21 protein-coding genes are annotated in these 23,504 nt (G+C 67.6%); 6 read left to right on the top strand and 15 right to left on the bottom strand.

Translation table 11 applies throughout. The features are described from left to right. Positions 1-4: 4 nt before the first annotated feature. Genes BLR75_RS02230 through BLR75_RS02175 form a run of 12 tightly spaced genes read right to left on the bottom strand, consistent with a single transcriptional unit; the run spans position 5 to position 10,748 of the window. A complete protein-coding gene (locus tag BLR75_RS02230) occupies positions 5-991 on the bottom strand; it encodes a type II secretion system F family protein (protein ID WP_084313185.1) in 987 nt (328 codons plus the stop codon). After that, a complete protein-coding gene (locus BLR75_RS02225) occupies positions 988-2,418 on the bottom strand; it encodes a TadA family conjugal transfer-associated ATPase (protein WP_084313184.1) in 1,431 nt (476 codons plus the stop codon). Before BLR75_RS02225 ends, BLR75_RS02230 begins: the two co-directional genes overlap by 4 nt. Before the next feature lie 3 nt (positions 2,419-2,421). Beyond that, positions 2,422-3,639 (bottom strand): AAA family ATPase, encoded by a 1,218-nt coding sequence (locus tag BLR75_RS02220; RefSeq protein WP_084313183.1) that lies wholly within the window; start codon positions 3,637-3,639, stop codon positions 2,422-2,424. Beyond that, positions 3,633-4,127 (bottom strand): TadE/TadG family type IV pilus assembly protein, encoded by a 495-nt coding sequence (locus tag BLR75_RS02215; RefSeq protein WP_084313182.1) that lies wholly within the window; start codon positions 4,125-4,127, stop codon positions 3,633-3,635. Before BLR75_RS02215 ends, BLR75_RS02220 begins: the two co-directional genes overlap by 7 nt. Next, complete coding sequence (locus BLR75_RS02210) at positions 4,127-4,615, bottom strand: TadE/TadG family type IV pilus assembly protein (protein WP_084313181.1); 489 nt, start codon at positions 4,613-4,615, stop codon at positions 4,127-4,129. Before BLR75_RS02210 ends, BLR75_RS02215 begins: the two co-directional genes overlap by 1 nt. 8 nt (positions 4,616-4,623) lie before the next feature. Beyond that, complete coding sequence (locus BLR75_RS02205) at positions 4,624-5,970, bottom strand: pilus assembly protein TadG-related protein (protein ID WP_084313180.1); 1,347 nt, start codon at positions 5,968-5,970, stop codon at positions 4,624-4,626. A gap of 10 nt (positions 5,971-5,980) precedes the next feature. Next, positions 5,981-6,256 (bottom strand): hypothetical protein, encoded by a 276-nt coding sequence (locus BLR75_RS02200; RefSeq protein ID WP_084313179.1) that lies wholly within the window; start codon positions 6,254-6,256, stop codon positions 5,981-5,983. Positions 6,257-6,273: 17 nt separating this feature from the next. Next, the gene (locus BLR75_RS02195; RefSeq protein ID WP_084313178.1) at positions 6,274-7,788 is read right to left on the bottom strand and encodes a type II and III secretion system protein family protein; all 1,515 of its coding nucleotides are present in this window, start codon (positions 7,786-7,788) and stop codon (positions 6,274-6,276) included. A gap of 57 nt (positions 7,789-7,845) precedes the next feature. Next, positions 7,846-8,646 (bottom strand): Flp pilus assembly protein CpaB, encoded by an 801-nt coding sequence (gene cpaB / locus BLR75_RS02190; protein ID WP_084313177.1) that lies wholly within the window; start codon positions 8,644-8,646, stop codon positions 7,846-7,848. A gap of 12 nt (positions 8,647-8,658) precedes the next feature. Further along, positions 8,659-9,978, bottom strand: a complete 1,320-nt coding sequence (locus BLR75_RS02185) for an AAA family ATPase (RefSeq protein WP_084313176.1) — start codon at positions 9,976-9,978, stop codon at positions 8,659-8,661. Positions 9,979-9,992: 14 nt separating this feature from the next. Then, the gene (locus tag BLR75_RS02180; RefSeq protein ID WP_084313175.1) at positions 9,993-10,532 is read right to left on the bottom strand and encodes an A24 family peptidase; all 540 of its coding nucleotides are present in this window, start codon (positions 10,530-10,532) and stop codon (positions 9,993-9,995) included. Between the two features lie 21 nt (positions 10,533-10,553). Then, entirely contained in the window at positions 10,554-10,748 is a 195-nt protein-coding gene (locus BLR75_RS02175) for a Flp family type IVb pilin (RefSeq protein WP_084313174.1), read from the bottom strand. A 403-nt stretch (positions 10,749-11,151) separates the two neighbouring features. Between BLR75_RS02175 and BLR75_RS02170 the strand changes: the two genes are divergently transcribed. After that, a complete protein-coding gene (locus BLR75_RS02170; protein ID WP_084313278.1) occupies positions 11,152-12,036 on the top strand; it encodes a response regulator transcription factor in 885 nt (294 codons plus the stop codon). 64 nt (positions 12,037-12,100) lie between these two features. Here BLR75_RS02170 and BLR75_RS02165 read toward each other — a convergent pair whose 3' ends face one another. Further along, the gene (locus tag BLR75_RS02165) at positions 12,101-13,120 is read right to left on the bottom strand and encodes a zinc-dependent alcohol dehydrogenase family protein (protein WP_084313173.1); all 1,020 of its coding nucleotides are present in this window, start codon (positions 13,118-13,120) and stop codon (positions 12,101-12,103) included. A gap of 224 nt (positions 13,121-13,344) precedes the next feature. On the opposite strand from BLR75_RS02165, the gene BLR75_RS02160 reads away from it, so the two are divergent. From BLR75_RS02160 to BLR75_RS02145, 4 genes are all read left to right on the top strand, one after another. Next, positions 13,345-14,259 (top strand): LysR family transcriptional regulator, encoded by a 915-nt coding sequence (locus BLR75_RS02160; protein WP_084313172.1) that lies wholly within the window; start codon positions 13,345-13,347, stop codon positions 14,257-14,259. A 417-nt stretch (positions 14,260-14,676) separates the two neighbouring features. Beyond that, the gene (gene mexE, locus BLR75_RS02155) at positions 14,677-15,912 is read left to right on the top strand and encodes a multidrug efflux RND transporter periplasmic adaptor subunit MexE (RefSeq protein WP_084313171.1); all 1,236 of its coding nucleotides are present in this window, start codon (positions 14,677-14,679) and stop codon (positions 15,910-15,912) included. A 90-nt stretch (positions 15,913-16,002) separates the two neighbouring features. Then, positions 16,003-19,197, top strand: coding sequence for an efflux RND transporter permease subunit (locus BLR75_RS02150; protein ID WP_084313170.1), 3,195 nt, complete (start codon positions 16,003-16,005; stop codon positions 19,195-19,197). After that, positions 19,194-20,585: an efflux transporter outer membrane subunit gene (locus tag BLR75_RS02145; RefSeq protein ID WP_084313169.1), complete on the top strand. Its 1,392-nt coding sequence runs from the start codon at positions 19,194-19,196 to the stop codon at positions 20,583-20,585. The genes BLR75_RS02150 and BLR75_RS02145 overlap by 4 nt, the downstream gene beginning before the upstream one ends. Before the next feature lie 219 nt (positions 20,586-20,804). Here the strand turns inward: BLR75_RS02145 and BLR75_RS02140 are convergent, their stop codons facing one another. Together BLR75_RS02140 and BLR75_RS02135 are read right to left on the bottom strand one after the other, a co-directional pair. Beyond that, a complete protein-coding gene (locus BLR75_RS02140) occupies positions 20,805-22,007 on the bottom strand; it encodes a CynX/NimT family MFS transporter (RefSeq protein ID WP_084310178.1) in 1,203 nt (400 codons plus the stop codon). Continuing rightward, positions 22,004-22,459, bottom strand: a complete 456-nt coding sequence (locus tag BLR75_RS02135; protein ID WP_084310180.1) for a nucleoside deaminase — start codon at positions 22,457-22,459, stop codon at positions 22,004-22,006. The genes BLR75_RS02140 and BLR75_RS02135 overlap by 4 nt, the downstream gene beginning before the upstream one ends. 94 nt (positions 22,460-22,553) lie before the next feature. Here BLR75_RS02135 and BLR75_RS02130 point away from each other — a divergent pair, with 94 nt between their 5' ends. After that, entirely contained in the window at positions 22,554-23,396 is an 843-nt protein-coding gene (locus BLR75_RS02130; protein ID WP_084310492.1) for a LysR family transcriptional regulator, read from the top strand. Positions 23,397-23,504: the final 108 nt, after the last annotated feature.

Raw genomic sequence — 23,504 nt, 5'->3', positions numbered from 1 at the left:
CTCCCTACACCTGGATGCGGATCACCCGGCGTATCCAGAAGATGCCCACCAGCATCGCCACGAAGGCGCCCATCACCAGCTTCTGCCCCAGCGGGTCGCCGGTCAGCATCGGCAGGTACTTCGGCGTGGTCAGCATGATCACGCCGGCCAGCACGAAGGGCACCGAGATCAGCACCCAGGCCGACATCCGTCCTTCGGCGGAGAGGGTCCTGACCTTGCGCTGGAAGCGGAAGCGCCCGCGGATGAGGCTGCTCAGGCGTTCGAGGATCTCGGTCAGGTTGCCGCCGGTGTCGCGGTGGATGAGGATCGAGGTCACCAGCATCATCACCGTCATGCTCGGCATCCGCTCCAGCAGGCCGATCATGGCCCGGCGCACGTCGTTGCCGTAGTTGATGTCGGCGAAGGTCAGGCCGAACTCCTCGGCGACCGGCCCCTTGTGCTCGTCGGCGACCAGGCGCAGCGTCTCGTTGAACGGATGGCCGGCGCGCAGGGCGCGGCACATGGCGTCCAGGGCGTCCGGCAGGCCCTCCTCGAAGAGCGCGAAGCGCCGGCTGCGGTCGCCGGCGATCTTCATGACCGGCAGCCAGAACACCACCAGCGCGACGACCAGCGCCAGCCACCAGACCGGCAGCAGCAGCCACAGCGCGCAACCGACCCACAGCGCCAGCGCCAGCCCCAGCATCACCACGCGGTAGGCGCGGTACTGGTGGCCGGACTGTTCGATCAGCACGGCCAGCCGTTCCATCAGCGGCCACTGTTCCAGCCGCGCCTCCAGCGGCGACAGGCGCGTCAGGTATTTCTGCCGCAGTACCATCTGCATGTTCGGCAGGTTGGCGGCGCGCTCCATCACGTCGAGCCGCGCGCGGATGCGCTTGTGCACCTTGCCGGCCTCGCCGAACACCGGCACCACCAGCCCCTGGCTGAGCAGGAACACGGCGACGAAGACCATGCCGAGGAAGGCCAGGATGAACTCCGGGGGCAACTGGCTCATGGCTGCAGTCCCTCCATCCATTCGGGACGGAACAGGTTCAGCGGCAGCTCGATGCCGCGCTTGGCCAGCACGTCGCGGAAACCCGGGATCATCCCGGTGGGGCGGAAGTCGCCGAGCACCTCGCCCTGCTCGCCGATGCCGCGCCGCTCGAAGGCGAAGATCTCGGTCATGGTGATGATGTCGCCTTCCATGCCGTTGATCTCCTGCACGCTGACCAGGCGCCGGCGGCCATCCTCCTGGCGCTCCAGCTGCACCACCACGTCGATGGCCGAGGCGATCTGCTGGCGCAGCGCCTTGATCGGGAAGGTCGCGCCGGTCATCGAGACCATGTTCTCGATCCGCCCCAGGGCGTCGCGCGCGGTATTGGCGTGGACGGTGGTCAGCGAGCCGTCGTGCCCGGTGTTCATCGCCGCCAGCATGTCCAGCGCCTCGCCGCCGCGCACCTCGCCGATGACGATGCGGTCGGGGCGCATGCGCAGGCTGTTGCGCACCAGCTCGCGCTGGTTCACCTCGCCGCGCCCCTCGATGTTCGACGGCCGGGTTTCCAGGCGCACCACGTGCGGCTGCTGCAGCTGCAGCTCGGCGGAATCCTCGATGGTGACGATCCGCTCGTTGTGCGGGATGAAGCTGGACAGCACGTTGAGCATGGTGGTCTTGCCGGTGCCGGTGCCGCCGGAGACCAGCACGTTCAGGCGGCCGCGGACGATGGCCTTGAGCATCAGCGCGATGGCCGGGGTCAGGGTGCCCATCTGCACCAGGCTCTCGCTGTTCAGCAGGTCCACGGCGAAGCGGCGGATCGACATGCTCGGCCCGTCTATGGCCAGCGGCGGAATGATGGCGTTGACCCGCGAACCGTCCTTCAGCCGCGCGTCCACCAGCGGCGAGGACTCGTCGATGCGCCGCCCGAGGCTGGAGACGATGCGGTCGATGATGTTCAGCAGGTGCTGGTCGTCGCGGAAGCGCACATCGGTGCGCTGCAACTTGCCGTGGCGCTCGACGTAGACCGAGGCGTGGCCGTTGACCAGGATGTCCGACACGCTGCGGTCGGCCAGCAGCGGCTCCAGCGGCCCGAGGCCGAGCACCTCGTCGGTGATCTGCTTGATGATCAGCTGGCGGCAACCGGCGCTGACCGGCGCCGAATGCTCGTCGAGCAGGCGCTGGCAGATCTCGCGGATCTGCCGCCCCGCCTCGGCAGGTTCGAGGCTGTCGAGCAGCGACAGGTCCATGACCTTGAGCAGCTGCTGGTAGATCTTCTCGCGCCACTCGGTCTCCACCGCGTTGAGCTGGGTGCGGGTTTCGTAGAGCACGTCCGGGGCGCTGGCTTCCCAGGCCATGGGCGCTAGCGCCGCTGCCGGTTCGGACGGCGCATCGGCCGGGGCGGTTCTGGCGCTCTGCTGGCGCAGACGATTGCGTAGTTCGCTGAGCATGGTCTATCCCCTGAAGAGACGTCCGAAGGTGCGTTTCAGCAGGCCCTGCCCGCCGGCCTGGACGCCGAGCAGGTCCTGGCAGAGCGTGCGCACCGCCGCCGTCAGGGGCGCGCGGGGCGCATGGATGGCCAGCGGCACGCCGGTGTTCTGGCTCTGGCTGACCGCCGCGTAGTCGTTGGGCAGCGTGCGCAGGTCGGTGCAGCGCAGGGCTTCGTCGATATCCTTGAGGCTGATCGGCGCCGACTTGTCGAAGCGGTTGACCACCACCTGCAGGTTCTGCCCGGGCACGCCGAGGTCGTCGCGCAGGATGCGCATCAGCCGGCCGGCGTCCTTCAGGTGGCTGAGGCTCTGCTGCATGACGATGCAGATGCGGTCAGCCTGCTCCAGGGTGATGCCGGTGAGATGGTCGATCTGCCGCGGCACATCCACCACCACCCAGTCGTAGCTGCTGCGGGCCAGGCGCAGCAGGGCCTCCAGCTGCTCGTGGCGCACGTCCTGGGCCAGGCAGAGTTCGCCCGGGCGGCCGCCGAGCACGTGCAGCTCGGGGCTGAAGTGCGCGCAGAAACCACGCAGCGCCACGCTGTCCAGCTCGTCGATCTGCTGCAGCACCTGCAGGTGGCTGTGGGTCGGCTGCACGTCCAGATAGTGGGCAACGCTGCCGAACTGCAGGTCCATGTCCAGCAGCAGCGTGCTGGCGCCGCTGGCGCTGATCTGCTGGGCCAGGCTGCAGGCCAGCAGGGTGGCGCCGGAGCCGCCCTTGGAATTCATCACCGCGACCAGCTTGCCGCCTTCGGCGCTGTTGCCGCGATGCTCGCTGAGCACCCGGCCGATCGCCGCCAGCAGTTCCTCGGCGCACACCGGCTCGGGCAGGAAGTCGCGGGCGCCGGCCTGCATCGCCAGGCGCATGCCCTCGCGCTCCTCCAGCGGGCCGCAGACCAGCAGCGGCGGCCGCTCCTGCGGCGGGCGCTGCAGCAGCGCGGCCAGTTCCTCGCGCCACAGATGGCTGAGACGCAGCAGCAGCAGGTCGGGCATCTGCTCCAGGCCGTAGAGCGGATCGGCATGACCGTTGCTCACCAGCCGGGCGCTCACCTGCAGGCCCGGCATGCCCTGGCTGAGACTCTGCAGGTGGCGCAGCATCGCCGCATCGCGACTGCTGATGAGCATGCGCATCCCCGGCCGGGAGGCGACCCTGGCAGTGGCTGTATCCCGATTGCTCAGCATGGCGTGATCCCCGGTATGACGCCCGCCTCGGGATGCCGGCCAAGGCTCTCGCGGGGCAGGATCGACTGGAACATGGGCAGCGTGATCGTCCCGAAGCCGGGGATCAGCAAAGTGAAGGTGAAGTTCTGCACCCGCAGGCGCACGTAGCGGATCGCGCGGAATCCGCCGGTGCCGCTGGTATCGCCGGGGCTGGCAACGAGCGCGCCGTTCTCGTCCAGGTAGTCCAGGGACAGGTCGGCGGTGTCCAGGTTGGCGATCAGGCTGCTGGCGCCGGCGTCGTCCGCCGCGTTGTAGATGGCCCGGCGCAGGATGCGCGGTTCGCTGATGTCGCACACCGCCGCCAGCCGCGCGCCCCGGCGCACCGTTTCATTGAGGGCGTTGACGGTGAAGAACAGCCGCCCCATCTCCAGCACGCCGAACAGCAGGGTGAACAGCAGCACGCCGATCACGGCGAACTCCACCACGTACACGCCACGCTGGCGGTTCATCACAGCGCCCTCATCACGGTGGTGGCGACCAGCGGGAAGTTCAGCGCCATGGCTCCGCCGATGAATGCCGGCAATCCGCTGCCGATCAGCGGGCGGAAGCTGTAGCTGATGGTCACCCGCACATGCTGCGTGCCCTCGGCGGCCACGGTCACGTCGGCCGGGCAGAACACCGGCCGCAGCGTGACGCCGGTGCTCGCGGTGCAGTTCGAGTCCGCCGCGGAAGCCACGCCGCCGGCCGCCAGGTTGCGGGTGCGGGTCTGCAGGTCCGTAGTCAGCACGACCTGTCCCAGGGTGGCGTTCATGGCCTGGCCCGAGACATAGCGCCCGGCGTCGCGGCTGGCCTGCAGCAGGCTGTTGTACTGGAACAGCATGCGCCCCAGCTCGGCGATGGCGAACAGCAGCAGGAGCAGCAGCGGCAGGACGATGGCGAATTCCACCATGGCCACTCCACCCTGGCCCCGGCGTCGCGCGAATGCGGGTCTGTCCATGGCGCCTCCTACGAATCGCTGCTCGGCGTGCGGGCGTTGTCGATATAGGTCTTGTACAGCTGGATGATCCGCGGACCGCTGTCGTTCGACGGATTCGGCCCGGCCACGTTGTCGCCTTCGCACTCCTTCACGAACTGGCCGAAGATCTGCGCCTCGTTGCCCTTGTGCTCGGCCGGCTGCAGGACGAAGAAGCAGCCGAACCCCAGCACCGGTATCGGCGTCTTGCCGCCATCGGTGCCGTTGCACTGGCCGACCACGATCTTCAGCATGCGCCGCTCGAACACCCCGCCGGACTGGCAGCCGGCGCCGGTGCCGGCGATGCACGCGGCGGTCGCCGCCGCCCAGTCGTGATAGTCGAACAGGTCGGGCGTGCCGGCGGTGGACAGGTGGCCGTCGCTGGACGTGACCGCCTCGTTGCGGTACTCGATGCGCGGCGGCGACTCCTTGTCGTCATAGGCCAGCGCCGGCGAATTGCTGGTGATCACCAGGTCCGGCGGGTAATCCGCTTTCTTCATGCCGCCCTGGTAGTCGCCGAAGCGGGTGTTCAATCCCTGGACCGACGGTCCCACGGTGTTGCCCGGCTTGGTCAGGACCTCGTCGCCGACGCTGTTGCACTGCTCGACGCCGCCGGCCAGGGAATCGCGGATCACGTTGCCGCCGTTGCCGTTCAGGTTGAGCAGCTGGAAGTTTCCGGGGCCGATCGGCGAATTGTCGTTGGCGGCGGTCTTCAGCAGCTGCAGGTCGCCGAAGCGGTAGCCCCAGAACATCCCGGCGGCCGGGTCGTACTGCGCCGGGTCGCCGCAGACCATCAACGGCGCCACATCGCAGGGGCTGCTCGGACTGGGCCCGGCGGTGGCGATGGCCGCCACCCTCTTCGCCGGGTCGGCCCCCGGGATCGCCGCCAGCACATCCCAGAAGAAGCGGCTGAGGCTGTAGTCCGGAACCGATACGCGCACGTAGCTGGGGTCGGTCACGGCCGGCGGATTGGCGAACGGGCCGTAGACGCTGTCGGAGAACTCGATCACCACGAAGCCGGCGATTCCGCCGGCCCCGGCGATGGCCGCGGCCAGCTCGCCATTGCCGTTGCCCGCGCTGGCATTCAGGGTCAGGGTGTTGCGCGCGGCGGTGATCGCCGTGAGGTAGCCGCTGGGGTCGCCGCTGACCTGGCTCAGCGTCTTCGCTCCGCTGAGCGCCGCCGCATCCACGGCGTTCTGCAGGCGGGTCTTGTTCACCAGCATGTGCCCGCCGTCCAGCGCCAGCGCCGCCATGGCCAGGATCGCCAGCAGTGCGACCACCATCAGCACTATGACCGCGCCGCGCTGGCGTCGGGGCTGCCCCTGCATTCGCGCGTTCATTGCCCGGCCCTCAGTTGCCGATGTTGATCTGGATCGGCTGGACGACCCGCTCGGCATCGCCGACCCGGCCGCGATAGCCGTCCATGATCCGCTCGGTCAGCGGGCCGTCGGTGCCGCTGGTGGGCACCTCGGTGCCGGGGTTGGCCGCGACCTCCTTGTCGGCGATCTGCTGGTACAGCGTGTGGTTGACGCTGTCGCCCAGCGGGCCGACCCGGCCCTCCTCGTAGCTCATCACGCAGCCGCACAGGCCGGCGGCCAGCAATCCCAGACAAACCATGCGTTTCATCCTGGTGTGCTCCCGATTCAGTTGAGGTCGTGGCCGAACGCGCCTTCGCTCACGCCAAGGCTTACCGGCACCCGGCGGCCGGGCTCGCGGCCCTTGGTCTTGCCGAGCAGGTAGAAGTCCAGATCGCTGGGTTCGACGAATTTCTCGGTGGGCAGGCGCACCGTGCGGGCGTCCACCGGCTTGGCGAGGTGCGGCGTGACCAGGATCACCAGCTCGGTTTCGCCATTGATGAACTGCTGGCTGCGGAACAGGTGGCCCAGCACCGGCAGGTCGCCGAGGCCGGGGAAGCGGCTGACGAAGTCGCGGGTGTTCTCGCTGATCAGGCCGGCGATGGCTATGGTCTGGCCATTGCCCAGCTCGACGGTGGACTGCGCGCTGCGCTTGGTCAGCGACGGGATCACCTGGGTCACGCCGTCGCCGAGGATGCTCTGCAGGCCGGTGTCCAGCACCAGCGAATTGGCATTGGAAAGCTCGCTGACCGAGACGTTGAGGTTGAGGTTGATGCGTCCGGAATCCAGCACCACCGGAAGGAATTTCACGCCGACGCCGAACTCCTTGAACTCCACGGTGATGCCGTCGTCCTCGGTGATCGGCACCGGGAACTCGCCGCCGGAGATGAACTCGGCCTGCTGCCCGGTCAGGGTGGTCAGGGTCGGCTCGGCGAGGACCTTGGCCGAGCCGTTGTCCTTGGCCGCTTCCAGCACCACGTTGAAGAGGAACTCATCGGAAAGGAACTGCCCGAAGAAGCCCTTGCCGCTGCCGATCAGGCTGGTCGGATTGACGTTGCCGTTGGCGTCGAAGCCCAGCCCCTGGCCGTTGTTGAAGCCGCCGGTGGACCAGCGGCTGGAGGAGCCGAAGTCCAGGGCGTTGAAGCGCACGCTGAGGGTCTTGAACAGGTTGCGCTGCATCTCCGCGACCTTCACTTCCAGCATCACCTGCTGGCTGCTGCCGACGCTGAGCAGGTTGATGACATCCAGCGCCTGGTCCGCCGCCGCTCCGCCAGCGGCGCCCTGCCCCTGCCCCTGGCCCTTGCCGCCCGACTGCGCGGCGTAGCTCTTCGCCAGCTTGACCGCGGTATCCATCGCCAGCGCGCTGCTCACGTGGCCGCGCAGCACCAGCGAGCCCTGGGCGCTGTAGACCTCGATGTCTTCCTTGGGCAACACCTGGTGCAGCTTGCTCTTCAGCCCGCCGAGGTCATGCCCCACTTCCAGCTCCAGGTTGTCGATCAGCCGGTTGCCGCCGTCCCACAGCATCACGTTGGTGCTGCCGAGCGAACGGCCCAGCAGGTACACCTGGGTCGGGCTGGTGATGAGGATGTCGGCGATTTCCGGGTTGCCCACCGAGACCCGTTTCACCGGCGCGCGGGTGGTGAACATCCGCGAGTTGTAGATGGGCACCTGGATGCGGCTGCTGTTGGCCGCCGGCAGCGCGCGCACCGCCATGGGTTCGGCGGCCTGCACCGCGGCGACCAGCAGCAGCCATGCGCCGAGGGTATGCAACGCGTATGTCCCGATTCGTTGGAGGATGTCCATGTGCGACTCCTTTGCGTGGTATGCCGGCTGCCGTCCGCCTGGGGACCGGAGCGTCGATTACAGCTGCGCCTTCGTCACATTCACCTGGATGCCGCGGATCACCGTGATGCCGCCGTAGCCATTGCGCCGCGGAGCCGGCCGCGCCACCGGCTGGACCATCGGTGCAGGCAGGACGGCGGCGACCGGAGGTGAGGCCGGCTTCTTCTGCTCGTCCAGCGGATTGCGCAGGGCCAGTTGCAGGCGCCCTTCGCTCATCGCCTTGACCAGTATCTCGGCGTCGGCCGGGGTCATTTCCAGGGTCACCGCCCGCACCACCACCGGCTGGGTCTTGTCGGTGCTGGCGGTCTGGTCCACGGCCAGCACGCGCAGGTCGTGCAGGATGGTTTCCGCCTCGGCCTTGCCGTTGCCGCTGGCCTGCCGCGTCGCCAGCACGTCGACCCGGTTGCCCGGCAGGAGGAACCCGCCGACCCCGACCACGTCGTCCACCCGCACCGACACCGCCCGCTTGCTCGGTTCGATCAGCGAGGCCAGGGTGCTGCCGCCAAGGTGCTCCGCCATCCGCGCTCCACGCAGGATGTCGCCGCGCAGCAGGGTGAAGGTGGCGATCTTGCCCACCACCTCTTCGGTGGTGGCGAAGGAATCTTCCGGCGCCGTGCCCCTGGGCATGCGCACCACGGTGACCTGCTGGGCCTGCACCATCTGCCCGAAGGGAATCTCGGTGGCGGCCACCACCACGCCCTGCAGGTTGTCTTCCGGCTTGGCGTCGAGCCGCGCCGTCAGCCAGTTGTTGGCCATCCAGGCGGCGCCGAGGCCGAGCACCAGGGAAAGGACGATGAGGGTCGGGGTACGCACGCTCATAGCGGTATCTCCTTAATCCAGGAAGTCGAGCTGGACGAAGTAGTTGCTCCAGGCCCACTTCAGGTCGGCGAAGGACAGCGGCCCATCGGTATTCAGGTAACGCCGGCGATCCAGGGCCATGCCCAGCAGGTCGCGGGGGTGGCAGGGCACCAGCGGCATGCCCTCCGCCTCGTACAGCTGCTGCAGCACGAAGCGCAGCAGCATCGGGTCGAAGGGAATCCCCAGGCGCAGACATTCCTGGCGCCAGACGCGCTCGTACAGCTCGGGATCGAGGTAGTTGAAATGCAGCTTGTAGCCGATCCGGCGGAGGAAGGCCTCGTCCGCCAGTTCCAGCGGATTGAGGTTGGTGGAGAACACCAGGATGAGGTCGAACGGCACCACGCAATGCCGGCCGCCGCCGAAGTTGAGGTAGTCGCGCTTCTCCTCCATCGGCACGATCCAGCGATTGAGCAGGGCTTCCGCCGCCACCCGCTGGCGCCCCAGGTCATCGATGACGAACAGGCCGTTGCTGGCCTTCAGCTGCAACGGCGCCTGGTACAGCCGCGTGGACGGATCGAAGCGCACTTCCAGCTGCTCCAGGCTCAGTTCGCCACCGGTGATCAGCAGTGGCCGCCGGCAGCAGACCAGACGCCGGTCGATGCCCTCGCTGAGCAGCAGGCTGCCTTGCCGGCTGTCATCCAGCCGGTGGTGAATCTGCGGATCGTAGATTTCCAGCACCGCATCGTTGATGACGATGGCGTAGGGCAGCCAGACGGCCTCGGCGAACAACCGGATCAGATGGCTGCTGACGTAGGTCTTGCCGGTGCCGGCCGGGCCGTAAATCATGATGGCGCGCCCGGAGTTCAGGGCCACGCCGAGCTGGTCGAGCAGCCCGTCGGCCAGCACGATTCCCTCGAAGGCGTTGCGCATGTCGGCCATGCCGATGCGGCCGTGATGGATCGTCTGCACCTTCAGCAGCGACCGGTAGTTGCTCACCGGGAACGGCGCGGCGCCGATGTAGCCGCTGCGCGCCAGGGCATCGCGGGCGGCGCGCCGGCCACGCTCGGTCAGCCCGTAGCGCAGCGACTGCCCCGCCGCCTGCCCGAGCACCTCGATGCGCCCGTCCTTGCGCAGGAACGCCAGCACTTCCTCCAGCACCGAACCGGTCAGCGCCAGGCGCTCGACCAGCTGCGGCAGGTCCAGCACCCCGGCGTCGTGCAGGTGCTTGCACAGCAGGTCGCCGAGGAAGGTCTCCGCCAGCCCGGTGTCGCCGATGCTGCGCGGCTGTGGCGCCAGGCGCTGCACGGTAGCTCGCTCGCTGGGGTAGGCATCGCTGTCGTTGACGACATACATGACGGGCTTCCTGGTCAGAGGCCGATGAACTGCCAGTTGGCGAAGGGGCGCCATAGCAGGCTGAGCAGCGTGCCCAGCAGGATGGCGATGGAGTATGGGAAGGGTTGGCCGGCGACTTCATCGGGGGCGGGGGCCAGGTAGGTTTGAGTCCGCAGCATCAGCCAGTAGCGCGACAGGGTCAGGCCCAGCTGACGGCGCACCAGTACCAGCGCCAGGCCACAGACCGCGCCGACCAGCAGGGTGCAACCCGCCGCCCAGAGCGCCCCGGTGGCGGTGAGGAAACTGCCGACCATGGCCATCAGCTTCACGTCGCCAGCGGCCATGCCACCCAGCATGTACAGCGGCAGAAATACGCCGAAGCCGACCAGGAGTCCCAGCAGGCCGTCACCCAGTCCGGCCGCGTCCGCGACCTGGACCTGTCCGGTCAGGCCAACGGCAAGGCCCATCAGCACCAGCCAGTTGGGAATACGGTGGCGGCGAAGATCGCTCGCCACCGCGATGCCCAGGAGACCCAACAACGCGGAACCCGCCAGGACCGATATCACCATTGCCATGGCCTCCAGCGTTACGGCGTTTCAGCCGCACGCGGCTCCGTTGATGGCAGTGCAGAGTGCCTGCATCTTGGTCTGCACGGCGGTCCCCAGGTCGGTGAAAATCGCAACCACCAATGCCGTGACCAAACCACCCGCGACCGCGTATTCCACAACGGTCAGCCCATCCTCATCCTTCGCAAACTTCACCACCGCGCTCTTGATTGCTTGCAGATCCATTTCAGCCACCTCGCTCGCTAATTGAGTTACCGCATCCGGCACGCTCCTCGCGCTGCCTGTCTGCAAGCTAGTCAGCGGCAGTTGGCTGGGGTTAGGAGTTTTTTGCGCATCGCTAGGAGTTTTTTGCCGGTTTCCCGGCGAATGTGACGGACTTCAAGGGCGGGAAGGATCCGCGGCGGGGAGGAAGATGCCGCCCGGGCGAAGCGGAACCCGCGTCCCAGACACTGTCGCGCGATGTCCACTTGTGGGCTTTAGACCCATTGATGGGTCAACCAGCCAAGCGATATCAGGAATGAGTCTTAGCGCTAATGGCACATTGACAATACTCCTAGACAGAAAAAATAAAGGCGATTCATCGGATTGCGGAATCGCTCATAAGAGTCTGATGGGCGGGGTCAAGAAAATGACGTGCAGTACCAGCAGGAGACCCGTGCTGCTCTGGATCGATCTGACCCACGACTGCTCGGCGGAGGCGTTGATCGATCAGTTCCGCTCCACCTGCGAGTGCCGTCCGGCTCGGGTCGCGAATCTGGCGGAGCAGGTGCTGGAACAGCGGCCCGACATGATCTGCATCCACTTCGACCACCCGGACGCGGCGGGCCTGCGTCTGCTGCAGGAGGTGAAGCGCGACGTTCCCTCCACCCCCATCACCATGTTCACCGTGCAGCACTCCGAGGAGCTGGCCGTCTGGGCCATGCGCGCCGGCGTATGGGAGTACATGCCGCTGCCTGTGAGCGCTGCCGAAAAGAAGCGTTATCTCGACTGTCTGACGCAGTTGCAGGGGCTGCGCCAGGAGGCGCCTCTGGACCAGCGGAAACCCCATCTGCAACGTGGCTGCGACCTGCCCGACAGCATCCGGCTGACCAGATCGCACCAGAAGCAGCGGGCGATCCAGAAGGCGCTGCTGCATATCGACCAGCACTTTCGCAAGGGCGTCGACCAGAAGGAACTTGCCCAGCACTGCGGCATGACCCCTTTCCGCTTCTGCCGGCTGTTCAAGGAACAGCTCGGCGTGGGCTTCATGGAGTACATCCTGCGCAAGCGCATGGACTATGCGAAGGAGTTGCTCGACAACAGCCAGATGCCCATCACCAGCATCGGCTACGAAGCAGGCTTCAAGGACCCTTCCTACTTCGCCCGCACGTTCAAGCAAAACATGGGCTGCACGCCCAGCGAGTACCGCAGCGCGTCCAGGCCCGAGGCGCGCAAGGAAGCCGATGGCAGTCCGGTCGATCTGCTCGCCCGGGCGCTGCAGCCGGTGTTCGGCGAGGCCAGCCTGGAGCCCTGAAGATGGCTGCCGGCAGAAAAAGGAAAACCACTCGCTGGAGTGGTTTTCGTCAGCGGACGGGAGATCAGTCGGCGACCTTCATCACCACCCGCCCGCCACCCGGGCAGGTTTCCATGTAGCGGTTCGCCTCGACGAACTCGGTGAAGTCGAAGACCCTGTCGATGCTCGGCTTGAGCAACTGATCGGCGGTCATCTGGTTGATCGCCTGCAGCGCCCGCTGCACAGCGTCGTCGTCGCGGGCCAGGCCGAGTTCCGGCTGGCCAGTGAAATCCATCACACAATGGCGGAAGAACTGCAGGTGCTTCTTGAACGCCGCACAGGCCGGGAAGGTGGCGTCGTTGCCACCGTTGATGCCGTAGAGGATCAGCTTGCCGCGCGGCGCGGCGACATCACCGAGCAGCTTCATCTGCGGGCCGGCGCACTGGTCGAGGACGATTTCCACGCCCTCCCCCCTGGTGAAGCGCTCGACTTCCAGCACCAGGTCCTGTTCCTCGGTGTAGATGATCTTGTCGGCGCCCAGCTCGCGCAGGAAGCCGCGACAGTCCTCCTCGCTGGTGGTGACGATCACCTGCGCCCCGAGCGCCTTGGCCAGCTGCACCGATTGCGGCGCCAGGCAGTGCGCGGCCTCGGTGATCAGCACGCGCTGGCCGGGCTTGAGCTTCGCCAGCTCGACCAGGGCGAACCAGGCGTACAGCAGGCCGGTGTAGTGCACCGCGGCTTCGCTGGGGCTGAGGTTGTCCGGGTAGCGGGTCAGCGCCTCGCGCGGCATCAGCACCAGGTCGCCCCAGGCCGGGTACTGGTTCGGCGTGCTCGCCGGGAAGCTGGCGACCGCGACGCCGGGCTGCAGGTCGCCGACGTCATCGCCGACCGCCTCGACGATGCCGGCCAGCTCGTAGCCGAGGCCGGCAGGCAGCTTGGCCTGGTCGGGCGCGAGGTTCTGCCGCCAGAGCACGTCGCGCCAGTTCACGCCCAGCGCCTGCACGCGCACCAGCACTTCACCCGGCCCCGGCTGCGGGGTCGGGACTTCCTCGAGCCGGAGTACCGAGGCATCACCGAACTGGTGGAAACGGATCATGCGGGACATCGGATACCTCGCCATTTCATTACCTTATAGCCCCGGACTCTATCCGGGCTTTCCGGGTAGCGCCAGCAGGCGCCATTGATAGTCGACATAAATGGTGGTGATTCGGGTTGCGCATTTTCCCCGAAGCGACACACCAATTGCCTACAAATGACGGTAACCATTCCCACAACCCTTGACGTTCCCTCCCCCACGCTTCACTTTTCCCCCATTGCCGGGGAGGCACCATGAATCGCAATGACCTGCGCAAGGTTGATCTCAACCTGCTGATCGTGTTCGAAACGCTGATGCACGAGCGCAGCGTGACGCGCGCGGCGGAAAAGCTGTTCCTCGGCCAGCCGGCCATCAGCGCTGCCCTGGCGCGCCTGCGCAACCTGTTCGACGACCCGCTGTTCGTGCGCACCGGGCGCAGCATGGAGCCCACCGCACGGGCCCAGGAAATCTTCGGCCACCTGTCGCCGGCGCTGGACTCGATTTCCACCGCCTTCAGCCGCGCCGCCGACTTCGACCCGGCCACCAGCAAGGCGGTGTTCCGCATTGGCCTGTCCGACGATGTCGAGTTCGGCCTGCTGCCGCCACTGCTGCGCCGCCTGCGTTCCGAGGCGCCAGGCATCGTGCTGGTGGTGCGCCGCGCCAACTACCTGCTGATGCCCAATCTGCTGGCCTCCGGGGAGATTTCCGTGGGCGTCAGCTACACCGACGAACTGCCGGCCAACGCCAAGCGCAAGACCCTGCGCCGCAGCATCTGGAAGGTCCTGCGCGCCGACTCGATTCCCGGCGCCCTCAGCCTCGACGACTACTGCGCGCGGCCCCACGCGCTGGTGTCCTACGCCGGCGACCTCGACGGCATGGTCGACCAGACCCTCGCCGAGATGGAGCGCAAGCGCCAGGTGGTGCTCGCCGTGCCGCAGTTCAACGGCCTCGCCGCCCTGCTCGCCGGCACCGACATCATCGCCACCGTCCCCGAATACGTCGCCCTCGCCCTCACCGCCGCCGGCGGCCTGCGCGCCGACGACCCGCCCTTCCCCACCCGCCCGGCCGAGCTCTCCATGGTCTGGCGCGGCGCCCAGGACAACGACCCGGCCGAACGCTGGCTGCGCTCGCGGATCAGCATGTTCGTCGGCGATCCGGACAGCCTCTGAACGCGAGCTGCACGCGCTTTATGTAGGAGCGAGCTTGCTCGCGATCCGGTGTTTCCCCTGATGATGGGGTGCCAATCGAAACTACGGATCGCCAGCAAGCTGGCTCCTACGAAGAGCGGCCATGGCGCACCACGAATACCTCATTCAGCAGGCTGCATGCTTTTGTAGGAGCGAGCTTGCTCGCGATCCGGGGTTTCCCCAGACGATGGGGTTCGGCCGATACCATGGATCGCCGTAGGAGCGGGCCATGCCCGCGACCAGGCGCATCACACACTCCGCAAACCATCATTGATGCGCATGGCGCAAAGGCATTTATCACCCTGCGTGATAATCAAAATCTGCCCGTTCGATTAGTCCATCCGGACGACCGCACGCAGACTCCGCCCATTAAAAACAGAAACTGGCGGAGTCTTCCTCATGGAGCGTTCAGTCAAACCCTTGCGTATCCCCCTGGCCCTCGCGGCCGTGCTGGTGTTGTCGGCCTGCGGCAGGGCCGAGGAAGCCGCGCAGTCGGCCCCGGCGCCGAAGGTCAGCGTGGCTGAGGTCATCGAGCAACCCATCAATGAATGGGACGAGTTCACTGGGCGCCTCGAAGCGCCGGAGTCGGTGGAACTGCGCCCGCGCGTGTCCGGCTACATCGACAAGGTCACCTTCCGCGAAGGCGCACTGGTGAAGAAAGGCGACCTGCTGTTCCAGATCGACCCGCGCCCCTTCCAGGCCGAGGTCAAGCGCCTGGAAGCCCAGCTCGCCCAGGCCCGCGCCAACCAGTCGCGCACCAGCAACGAAGCCGCCCGCGGCGAGCGCCTGCGCGCCACCAATGCGATCTCCGCCGAACTGGCCGACGCCCGCACCAGCGCCGCCGCCGAGGCGCGCGCCATGGTCGCGGCGACCCAGGCCGAACTGGACAACGCCCGCCTCAACCTCAGCTTCACCCAGGTCACCGCGCCCATCGACGGCCGCGTCAGCCGCGCCGAAGTCACCGCCGGCAACCTGGTCAACAGCGGCGAGACGCTGCTCACCACCCTGGTTTCCACCGACAAGGTCTACGCCTACTTCGACGCCGACGAGCGCGTCTACCTGAAGTACATGGACCTCGCCCGCCACGGCGGCCCGGATGCGCGCGGCAACAGCCCGGTGTACCTCGGCCTGACCGGCGAGGACGGCTTCCCCCATCAGGGCCGGCTGGACTTCCTCGACAACCAGGTCAACCCGAAGACCGGCACCATCCGCGGCCGCGCCGTGTTCGACAACACCGGCGGCCAGTTCACCCCCGGCCTCTATGCGCGCATCAAGCTGGTCGGCAGCGGCACCTACCCGGCCGCGCTGATCAAGGACGAAGCCGTGGGCACCGACCTCGGCAAGAAGTTCGTGCTGGTGGTCGACGCCGACAGCAAGGTCGCCTACCGCAGCATCGAGCTGGGTCCGAAACTTGAGGGCCTGCGCATCGTCCGCACCGGCCTCGCCAAGGGCGACCGCATCGTGGTCAACGGCCTGCAGCGCGTCCGTCCCGGCGCCCAGGTGGAGGCCCAGGGCGTGCCCATGGCCAGCCCGGAAACCCTCGCCACCCTCGCCCGCCAGCGGCAGTTGGTGGACAACGCGATCGACCCGCCGAAAGTCGCCGACAAGAACCCTCGCAGCAGCCCGCGCGGCTGACCCCAACACCGCCCAGCAGTACCAGACAGGCCCCGTCCCGGCGGGGTCATGGGTACCCCTTTGCCCGGGGTCTTGCCCGAGGAACCGACGATGAACTTCTCGCAATTCTTCATCCAGCGGCCGATCTTCGCCGCCGTGCTCTCGCTGATCATCCTGATCGGCGGGGCCATCTCGCTGTTCCAGCTGCCGATCAGCGAATACCCGGAAGTGGTGCCGCCCACAGTGGTGGTGCGCGCCAACTTCCCCGGCGCCAACCCCAAGGTGATCGGCGAGACCGTCGCCGCGCCGCTGGAACAGGCCATCACCGGCGTCGAGAACATGCTCTACATGTCCTCGCAGTCCACCGCCGACGGCAAGATGACCCTGACCATCACCTTCGCCCTCGGCACCGACCTGGACGACGCCCAGGTGCAGGTGCAGAACCGCGTGACCCGCACCCAGCCCAAGCTGCCGGAGGAAGTCACCCGCATCGGCATCACCGTCGACAAGGCCTCGCCCGACCTGACCATGGTCGTGCACCTGACCTCGCCGGATAACCGCTACGACATGCTCTACCTGTCCAACTACGCCATCCTCAACATCAAGGATGAGCTGGCGCGGCTGGACGGTGTGGGCGACGTGCAGCTGTTCGGCATGGGCGACTACTCCCTGCGCGTGTGGCTGGACCCGAACAAGGTCGCCTCGCGCAACCTGACCGCCAGCGACGTGGTCGCGGCGATCCGCGAGCAGAACCGCCAGGTCGCCGCCGGCGCCCTCGGTGCGCCGCCCTCGCCGAACGCCACCAGCTTCCAGCTTTCGATCAACACCCAGGGTCGCCTGGTCAACGAGGAAGAGTTCGAGAACATCATCATCCGCAGCGGCCCGGACGGCGAGATCACCCGCCTGAAGGACATCGCCCGCGTCGAACTCGGCTCCAGCCAGTACGCCCTGCGCTCGCTGCTGGACAACCAGCCGGCGGTCGCCATCCCGATCTTCCAGCGGCCCGGTTCCAACGCCATCGCCATCTCCAACCTGGTGCGCGAGAAGATGGCCGAGCTGAAGAAGGACTTCCCGCAGGGCGTCGACTACTCCATCGTCTATGACCCGACCATCTTCGTTCGCGGCTCCATCGAGGCGGTGGTGCACACCCTGTTCGAAGCCCTGGTGCTGGTGGTGCTGGTGGTCGTGTTGTTCCTGCAGACCTGGCGCGCCTCGATCATCCCGCTGGCCGCGGTGCCGGTGTCGCTGATCGGCACCTTCGCGGTGATGCACCTGTTCGGCTTCTCGCTCAACGCGCTGTCGCTGTTCGGCCTGGTGCTGGCCATCGGCATCGTGGTGGACGACGCCATCGTGGTGGTGGAGAACGTCGAACGGAACATCGGCCTCGGCCTGACGCCGGTCGAGGCGACCCGCCGCGCCATGAAGGAAGTGACCGGGCCGATCATCGCCACCGCGCTGGTGCTGTGCGCCGTGTTCGTGCCGACCGCCTTCATCTCCGGCCTCACCGGGCAGTTCTACCGGCAGTTCGCGCTGACCATCGCCATCTCCACGGTGATCTCGGCGATCAACTCGCTGACCCTGTCGCCGGCGCTGGCCGCCGTGCTGCTCAAGGGTCACCACGAGCCGAAGGACCGCTTCTCGGTGCTGCTCGACACGCTGCTGGGCAGTTGGCTGTTCCGTCCGTTCAACCGCTTCTTCGACCGCGCCAGCCACGGCTACGTCGGCACCGTCACCCGTGTCCTGCGCGGCAGCAGCATCGCCGTGCTGATCTACGGCGGGCTGATCGGTCTGACGTATCTCGGCTTCTCCAGCACGCCGACCGGCTTCGTGCCGCAGCAGGACAAGCAGTACCTGGTGGCCTTCGCCCAGCTACCCGACGCGGCGACTCTCGACCGCACCGAGGCGGTGATCAAGCGCATGTCCGACATCGCCGGCAAGCATCCGGGCATCGAGCACACCGTGGCCTTCCCCGGCCTGTCGATCAACGGTTTCACCAACAGCCCGAACAGCGGCATCGTCTTCACCCCGCTGAAGGACTTCGACCAGCGCAAGGGGCCGGGCATGTCCGCCGGCGAGATCGCCGCCGAGCTGAACCAGCAGTTCGCCGACATCCAGGACGCCTATATCGCGATCTTCCCGCCGCCGCCGGTACAGGGGCTGGGGACCATCGGCGGCTTCCGCCTGCAGCTGGAGGATCGCGGCAACCTGGGCTACGAGGAGCTCTACGCCCAGACCCAGAACATCCTCGACAAGGCCCGCGCGCTGCCCGAGCTGGACCCCATGTCGGTATTCACCAGCTACCAGGTGAACGTGCCGCAGGTGGACGCCGCCATCGACCGCGAGAAGGCCAAGACCCACGGCGTGGCGATCAGCGACATCTTCGACACCCTGCAGGTCTACCTCGGCTCGCTGTACGCCAACGACTTCAACCGTTTCGGCCGCACCTACCAGGTCAACGTGCAGGCGGAGCAGCAGTTCCGCCTGGAGCCCGAGCAGATCGGCCAGCTGAAGGTGCGCAACAACCTCGGCGAGATGGTCCCGCTGGCGACCTTCATCAGGATCAGCGACACCTCCGGCCCGGACCGGGTGATGCACTACAACGGCTTCATCACCGCCGAGATCAACGGCGCCGCCGCGCCGGGCTACAGCTCCGGCCAGGCCGAGGCGGCGATCGAGCGGCTGCTGAAGCAGGAACTGCCCAACGGCATGACCTACGAATGGACCGACCTGACCTACCAGCAGATCCTCGCCGGCAACACCGCGGTGTTCGTCTTCCCGCTCTGCGTGCTGCTCGCCTTCCTCGTGCTGGCCGCGCTGTACGAAAGCTGGGGGCTGCCGCTGGCGGTGATCCTGATCGTGCCGATGACGCTGCTGTCGGCCATCGCCGGGGTGATCATCTCCGGCGGCGACAACAACATCTTCACCCAGATCGGCCTGATCGTGCTGGTCGGCCTGGCGTGCAAGAACGCGATCCTCATCGTCGAGTTCGCCAAGGACAAGCAGCAGGAAGGCATGGACCGCCTGAGCGCGGTGCTGGAAGCCTGCCGCCTGCGCCTGCGGCCGATCCTGATGACCTCCATCGCCTTCATCATGGGCGTAGTGCCGCTGGTGCTGTCGTCCGGCGCCGGCGCGGAAATGCGCCACGCCATGGGTGTCGCGGTGTTCTCCGGGATGCTCGGCGTGACCTTCTTCGGCCTGCTGCTGACCCCGGTGTTCTACCTGCTGATCCGCCGGGTGATGGACGCCCGCGCGGAGAAGAAAGCCCAACGTCGCATCGCGCACTCGTCGCCGGAGGCCCACGCATGAGCCTGAAACACTTCGCCCCCGCCCTCCTGGCCCTGGCCCTCAGCGCCTGCGCGGTGGGCCCGGACTACCGGAAACCGGAGGAAGCGCCGGCGCGCATCGACACCGCCGGCGCCACCTACGACAAGGCGCGCTACGAGGACGCCTGGTGGCGACAGTTCGACGACCCGGTGCTGGAGCAACTGGTACAGCAGGCGCTGCGGGAAAACCGCGACCTGCGCGTGGCCTTCGCCCGGGTGCGCGCCTCGCGGGCGATCCGCGATGACGTGGCCAACGACCGCTTCCCAACGGTCACCAGCCGCGCCTCGGCGGAGATCGGCAAGGGCCAGATTCCCGGGCAGACCGAAAGCCGCGTGAATCAGGAACGCTATGACCTCGGCCTGGACATGATCTGGGAAGTCGACCTGTTCGGCCGCGTGCAGCGCGCCCTGGAGTCCAGCGACGCGCAGAGCGAGGCGGCGCTGGCCGACCTGCAGCAGCTGCAGGTCAGCCTGATCGCCGAACTGGCCGACGCCTATGGGCAGTTGCGTGGCGCCCAGCTGCGCGAACGCATCGCCCGCAGCAACCTGGAGAACCAGCGCGAATCCCGCGACCTGACCATCCAGCGCCGCGACGCCGGCATCGGCAACGAACTCGACGTGCAGCGCTCCGAAGCGCGCCTGGCCGCCACCGAAGCCAGCGTGCCGCAGTTGCAGGCCGAGGAAGTGCGCCAGCAGAACCGCATCGCCACCCTGCTCGGCCAGCGTCCGGACCAGCTCAGCGTCGACCTGTCGCCGAAGAAGCTGCCCGCTATCGCCAAGGCCCTGCCCATCGGCGACCCCGGCCAACTGCTGCGCCGCCGCCCGGACATCGCCGCCGCCGAACGCCGCCTGGCCTCCGCCACCGCCGACGTCGGCGTGGCGACCGCGGACCTGTTCCCGCGGGTGAGCCTCGGCGGTTTCCTCGGCTTCACCGCCGGCCGCGGCTCGCAGATCGGCTCCTCGGCCGCCAACGCCTGGGCCGTGGCGCCGAGCATCACCTGGGCCGCCTTCGACCTCGGCAGCGTCCGTGCCCGCCTGCGTGCCGCGAAAGCCGACGCCGATGGCGCGCTGGCGAGCTATGAGCAGCAGGTATTGCTGGCGCTGGAGGAATCGTCGAACGCCTTCAGCGACTACGGCAAACGCCAGCAGCGCCTGCTCTCGCTGATCCGCCAATCCGAAGCCAGCCGCGCCGCCGCCCAGCAGGCCGGCATCCAGTACCGCGAAGGCACCGTGGACTTCCTCGACCTGCTCGACGCCGAACGCGAACAGCTCGCAGCGGAAGATGCGCAGGCGTTGGCGGAAGTGGATGTCTATCGCGGCATCGTGGCGATCTACAAGGCACTCGGCGGAGGCTGGCAACCGAACGCCTGAACCGCTTTACCTCTCCACGGTCGATCACGACCGCTTCAAGCCCCACGTTCCGATGCTCCTGGACGTGGGGCTTTTTTTGCGATTGAAGATCCACGGGATGCGAACCCTGTAGGAGCGGGCCATGCCCGCGATGGCATGACCGGTCGCGGGCATGGCCCGCTCCTACAGTCAGAACGATGGCGCATCACAGGCGCGGCCTATGGTCTTTTGTAGGAGCGATCAATCCCGCCCCATCGCCCGCGCATACCCCTTCGGCGCGAACCTCGCCGTCACCGCCAGCATCGCCACCACCAGCACCGCCAGCAGCGCCCAGGACATCTGGAAGCTTCCGGTCGAGTCGCGCAGCCAGCCGGTCACATAGGGAATGATCCCGGTGATGATGAAGCCGATCCCCTGCACGAACGCCGCCAGCCGCCCGGCCGCGCCGGGGTCGGGCAGGTGGTCGAGGGTCAGGGTCAGGCTGAGGGCGAAGCAGGAGCCGAGGCCGTAGCCGATCAGTGCCACCCAGAGGCCGGGCAGGTGCAGCGGCGCCAGCAGCAGGCCGCAGAAGCCGGCGAGCTGGATCAGCAGGCACAGCGCCAGCCAGCCGCGGCGGTCCAGCGAGCCGCGGATCAGCAGCGGGATGCTCAGCGCGGCCAGCACCTGGAAGATGGTCATCAGCCCGACCAGTTGCCCACTGGCCTCGGCGCTCCAGCCGAGCTGGCGGTAGTACACCGGCAGCCAGGCGACCATGCTGGTGTAGCCGCCGTTGATCATTCCGAAGTAGATCGCCAGCAACCACGCCCGGCGGCTGCCGAAGTAGTGCTCGACCTTGCGCGCCGGTTCATGGGTCACGGCTTCCCGCGGTCGCGCCAGGCCCCAGAACAGCAGGCCGAGCAGCGCCAGCACGGCCCACACGCCGAGCCCGGCCTGCCAGTGGCCGAGGCGGGTCGCCACCACCGGCGCCAGCACCGCGGCGGTACCGCCGCCGGCCATCAGCGAGGCGGAATACAGCCCCATCGCGCTCGGCACGCGGCTGGGGAACCAGCGCTTGATCACCCCCGGCACCAGCGCCTGGATGATCGCCACGCCGATCCCAGCCAGCACCGCGCTGGCGATCAGCGCCATGCCGCTGTCCAGCAGCAGGCGCCACAGGCAGGCGGCGGCGATGGCCAGCAGGCCGCAGGTCATGCCGCGCGCTTCGCCGAGGCGCGGACCGATCCATGGCAGCGCAAGCGCGAAGAAGCCCATGCACAGCACCGGCAGCACGGTGAGCAGCGACGCGCCCTGGAAGCCGAGCCCGGTGGCCTCGCGGATTTCCGCCAGCAGCGGGCCGATGGAGGTGAGGATCGGCCGCAGGTTGATGCCCAGGCAGACGATCACCACCAGCCCTAGCCAGCCGACCCGCGCCCGCTCGGCCTGCAGGGAAACCGCGCGGCTCATGCCTTGCGCGCCTGCCAGAGTGCGTACAGCCCCTCCTCGCCCGCCGGCCGCAGCGGGCGCAACGGCAGCGACTGCTGCAGCGGCGGCCGCGCCATCTCGCGGTAGATCGATGCGGTCGACAGGCCGAACGCCTCGCCATCCTCGTTGGAATAGGCGAAGTACGCCGCGCTCACCCCGCACAGGTGCATCGCGGCGAGGCACATCGGGCACGGATGGCCGCTGGCGTAGATCACGCAACCGTCCAGGCGCGGACTGCCGAGCACCTGGCTGGCCAGGCGGATCGCCTGCAGTTCGGCGTGGCCGGTGGGATCGTTGTCGAGGTGGATGGTGTTGGCCGCGCGGGCGATGACCTGGCCGTCGCGGACCAGCACCGCGCCGAACGGCCGGCCGCCGAACTCGACATTGGTGCGCGCCAGGGCGACCGCCTCGCGCATGAAGGCTTCGTGCTGCATGGAACCTCCCGGAATCGAAATCTCCGGGAAATTATGAAGTCGGCGCTTTCCATGCTGAAATTAAATGACTCACTTCATTCCAGTGGGAATCATGATGCTCGATCCCATCCTCCTGCGCAGCCTGGTCAGCGTGGTGGACGCCGGCAACTTCACCCGCGCCGCCGAACAGCTGAACCTCACCCAGTCCACCGTCAGCCAGCACATCCTGCGCCTGGAACAGCAGCTCGACAGCCGCCTGCTCGACCGCAGCCAGCGGCAGATCCTGCCCACCGAGGAAGGCGAACGCCTGCTCGGCTACGCCCGGCGCATCCTCCAGCTCGGCGAGGAAGCCCGCGAGGCGCTCTCCAGCGAGCACAGCGAGGGCGTGCTGCGCCTCGGCCTGCCGGAAGACTTCGCCGGCGAGCGGATCATGCCGCTGCTGGCGACCTTCGGCGCCGAACGGCCGCGGCTGCGTCTGGAGGTGACCAGCGGACTCAGCCACGAGCTGCTGCGCCAGTACCGCAACGGCGAGCTGGACCTGCTGCTGGTCAAGCAATGGGGCGCCGACAGCGACTGCCTGGAGCGCTGGCCCGAACCGCTGGTCTGGCTGGACAGCGCCGAACGCCCCGCCGCCGGACGCGACCCGCTGCCGCTGGTGGTATTCCCGCTCGGCGCGCTGTACCGCCAGGAAATGCTCCATGCTTTGGAAAGCCTGGGCCGGCCGTGGCGCATCAGCTATTGCAGCGGCAGCCTCGCCAGCCTCTGCGCGGCAGTGGCCGCCGGCATGGGTGTGAGCCTGCTGCCGCTGCGCTGCCGGCAGCCCGGCCATTCGCTGCTGACGGAAGCTCAGGGTTTCCCCACCATCGGCGGGCTGGAACTGGCGCTCTACGCCCGCCCCGGCCTGGGCAGCGCCGGGCGTTCGCTGCGCGATCAGCTGCGGGACATGTGCGGCGGATGACGCTGGCGCGTCATCCGCCAGACTTTCCTGTAAGCGGGCCATGCCCGCGACCATCCCACGAAAACTACCCTTCCTAGGAAATTTCTGACCATAAAGACAGATTTTTAT

Origin of the sequence: Pseudomonas jinjuensis (assembly GCF_900103845.1) — a bacterium.
In the GTDB taxonomy this organism is placed as follows: domain Bacteria; phylum Pseudomonadota; class Gammaproteobacteria; order Pseudomonadales; family Pseudomonadaceae; genus Pseudomonas; species Pseudomonas jinjuensis.
The sequence above is the reverse complement of the archived record's forward strand: the minus strand, read 5'-3'. Positions and strand labels throughout refer to the sequence as shown.

Coding starts and splice junctions, on each gene's coding strand:
- BLR75_RS02230 (WP_084313185.1), bottom strand. CDS start 991: ATGAGCCAGTTGCCCCCGGAGTTCATCCTGGCCTTCCTCGGCATGGTC.
- BLR75_RS02225 (WP_084313184.1), bottom strand. CDS start 2,418: ATGCTCAGCGAACTACGCAATCGTCTGCGCCAGCAGAGCGCCAGAACC.
- BLR75_RS02220 (WP_084313183.1), bottom strand. CDS start 3,639: ATGCTGAGCAATCGGGATACAGCCACTGCCAGGGTCGCCTCCCGGCCG.
- BLR75_RS02215 (WP_084313182.1), bottom strand. CDS start 4,127: ATGAACCGCCAGCGTGGCGTGTACGTGGTGGAGTTCGCCGTGATCGGC.
- BLR75_RS02210 (WP_084313181.1), bottom strand. CDS start 4,615: ATGGACAGACCCGCATTCGCGCGACGCCGGGGCCAGGGTGGAGTGGCC.
- BLR75_RS02205 (WP_084313180.1), bottom strand. CDS start 5,970: ATGAACGCGCGAATGCAGGGGCAGCCCCGACGCCAGCGCGGCGCGGTC.
- BLR75_RS02200 (WP_084313179.1), bottom strand. CDS start 6,256: ATGAAACGCATGGTTTGTCTGGGATTGCTGGCCGCCGGCCTGTGCGGC.
- BLR75_RS02195 (WP_084313178.1), bottom strand. CDS start 7,788: ATGGACATCCTCCAACGAATCGGGACATACGCGTTGCATACCCTCGGC.
- cpaB (WP_084313177.1), bottom strand. CDS start 8,646: ATGAGCGTGCGTACCCCGACCCTCATCGTCCTTTCCCTGGTGCTCGGC.
- BLR75_RS02185 (WP_084313176.1), bottom strand. CDS start 9,978: ATGTATGTCGTCAACGACAGCGATGCCTACCCCAGCGAGCGAGCTACC.
- BLR75_RS02180 (WP_084313175.1), bottom strand. CDS start 10,532: ATGGCAATGGTGATATCGGTCCTGGCGGGTTCCGCGTTGTTGGGTCTC.
- BLR75_RS02175 (WP_084313174.1), bottom strand. CDS start 10,748: ATGGATCTGCAAGCAATCAAGAGCGCGGTGGTGAAGTTTGCGAAGGAT.
- BLR75_RS02170 (WP_084313278.1), top strand. CDS start 11,152: ATGACGTGCAGTACCAGCAGGAGACCCGTGCTGCTCTGGATCGATCTG.
- BLR75_RS02165 (WP_084313173.1), bottom strand. CDS start 13,120: ATGTCCCGCATGATCCGTTTCCACCAGTTCGGTGATGCCTCGGTACTC.
- BLR75_RS02160 (WP_084313172.1), top strand. CDS start 13,345: ATGAATCGCAATGACCTGCGCAAGGTTGATCTCAACCTGCTGATCGTG.
- mexE (WP_084313171.1), top strand. CDS start 14,677: ATGGAGCGTTCAGTCAAACCCTTGCGTATCCCCCTGGCCCTCGCGGCC.
- BLR75_RS02150 (WP_084313170.1), top strand. CDS start 16,003: ATGAACTTCTCGCAATTCTTCATCCAGCGGCCGATCTTCGCCGCCGTG.
- BLR75_RS02145 (WP_084313169.1), top strand. CDS start 19,194: ATGAGCCTGAAACACTTCGCCCCCGCCCTCCTGGCCCTGGCCCTCAGC.
- BLR75_RS02140 (WP_084310178.1), bottom strand. CDS start 22,007: ATGAGCCGCGCGGTTTCCCTGCAGGCCGAGCGGGCGCGGGTCGGCTGG.
- BLR75_RS02135 (WP_084310180.1), bottom strand. CDS start 22,459: ATGCAGCACGAAGCCTTCATGCGCGAGGCGGTCGCCCTGGCGCGCACC.
- BLR75_RS02130 (WP_084310492.1), top strand. CDS start 22,554: ATGCTCGATCCCATCCTCCTGCGCAGCCTGGTCAGCGTGGTGGACGCC.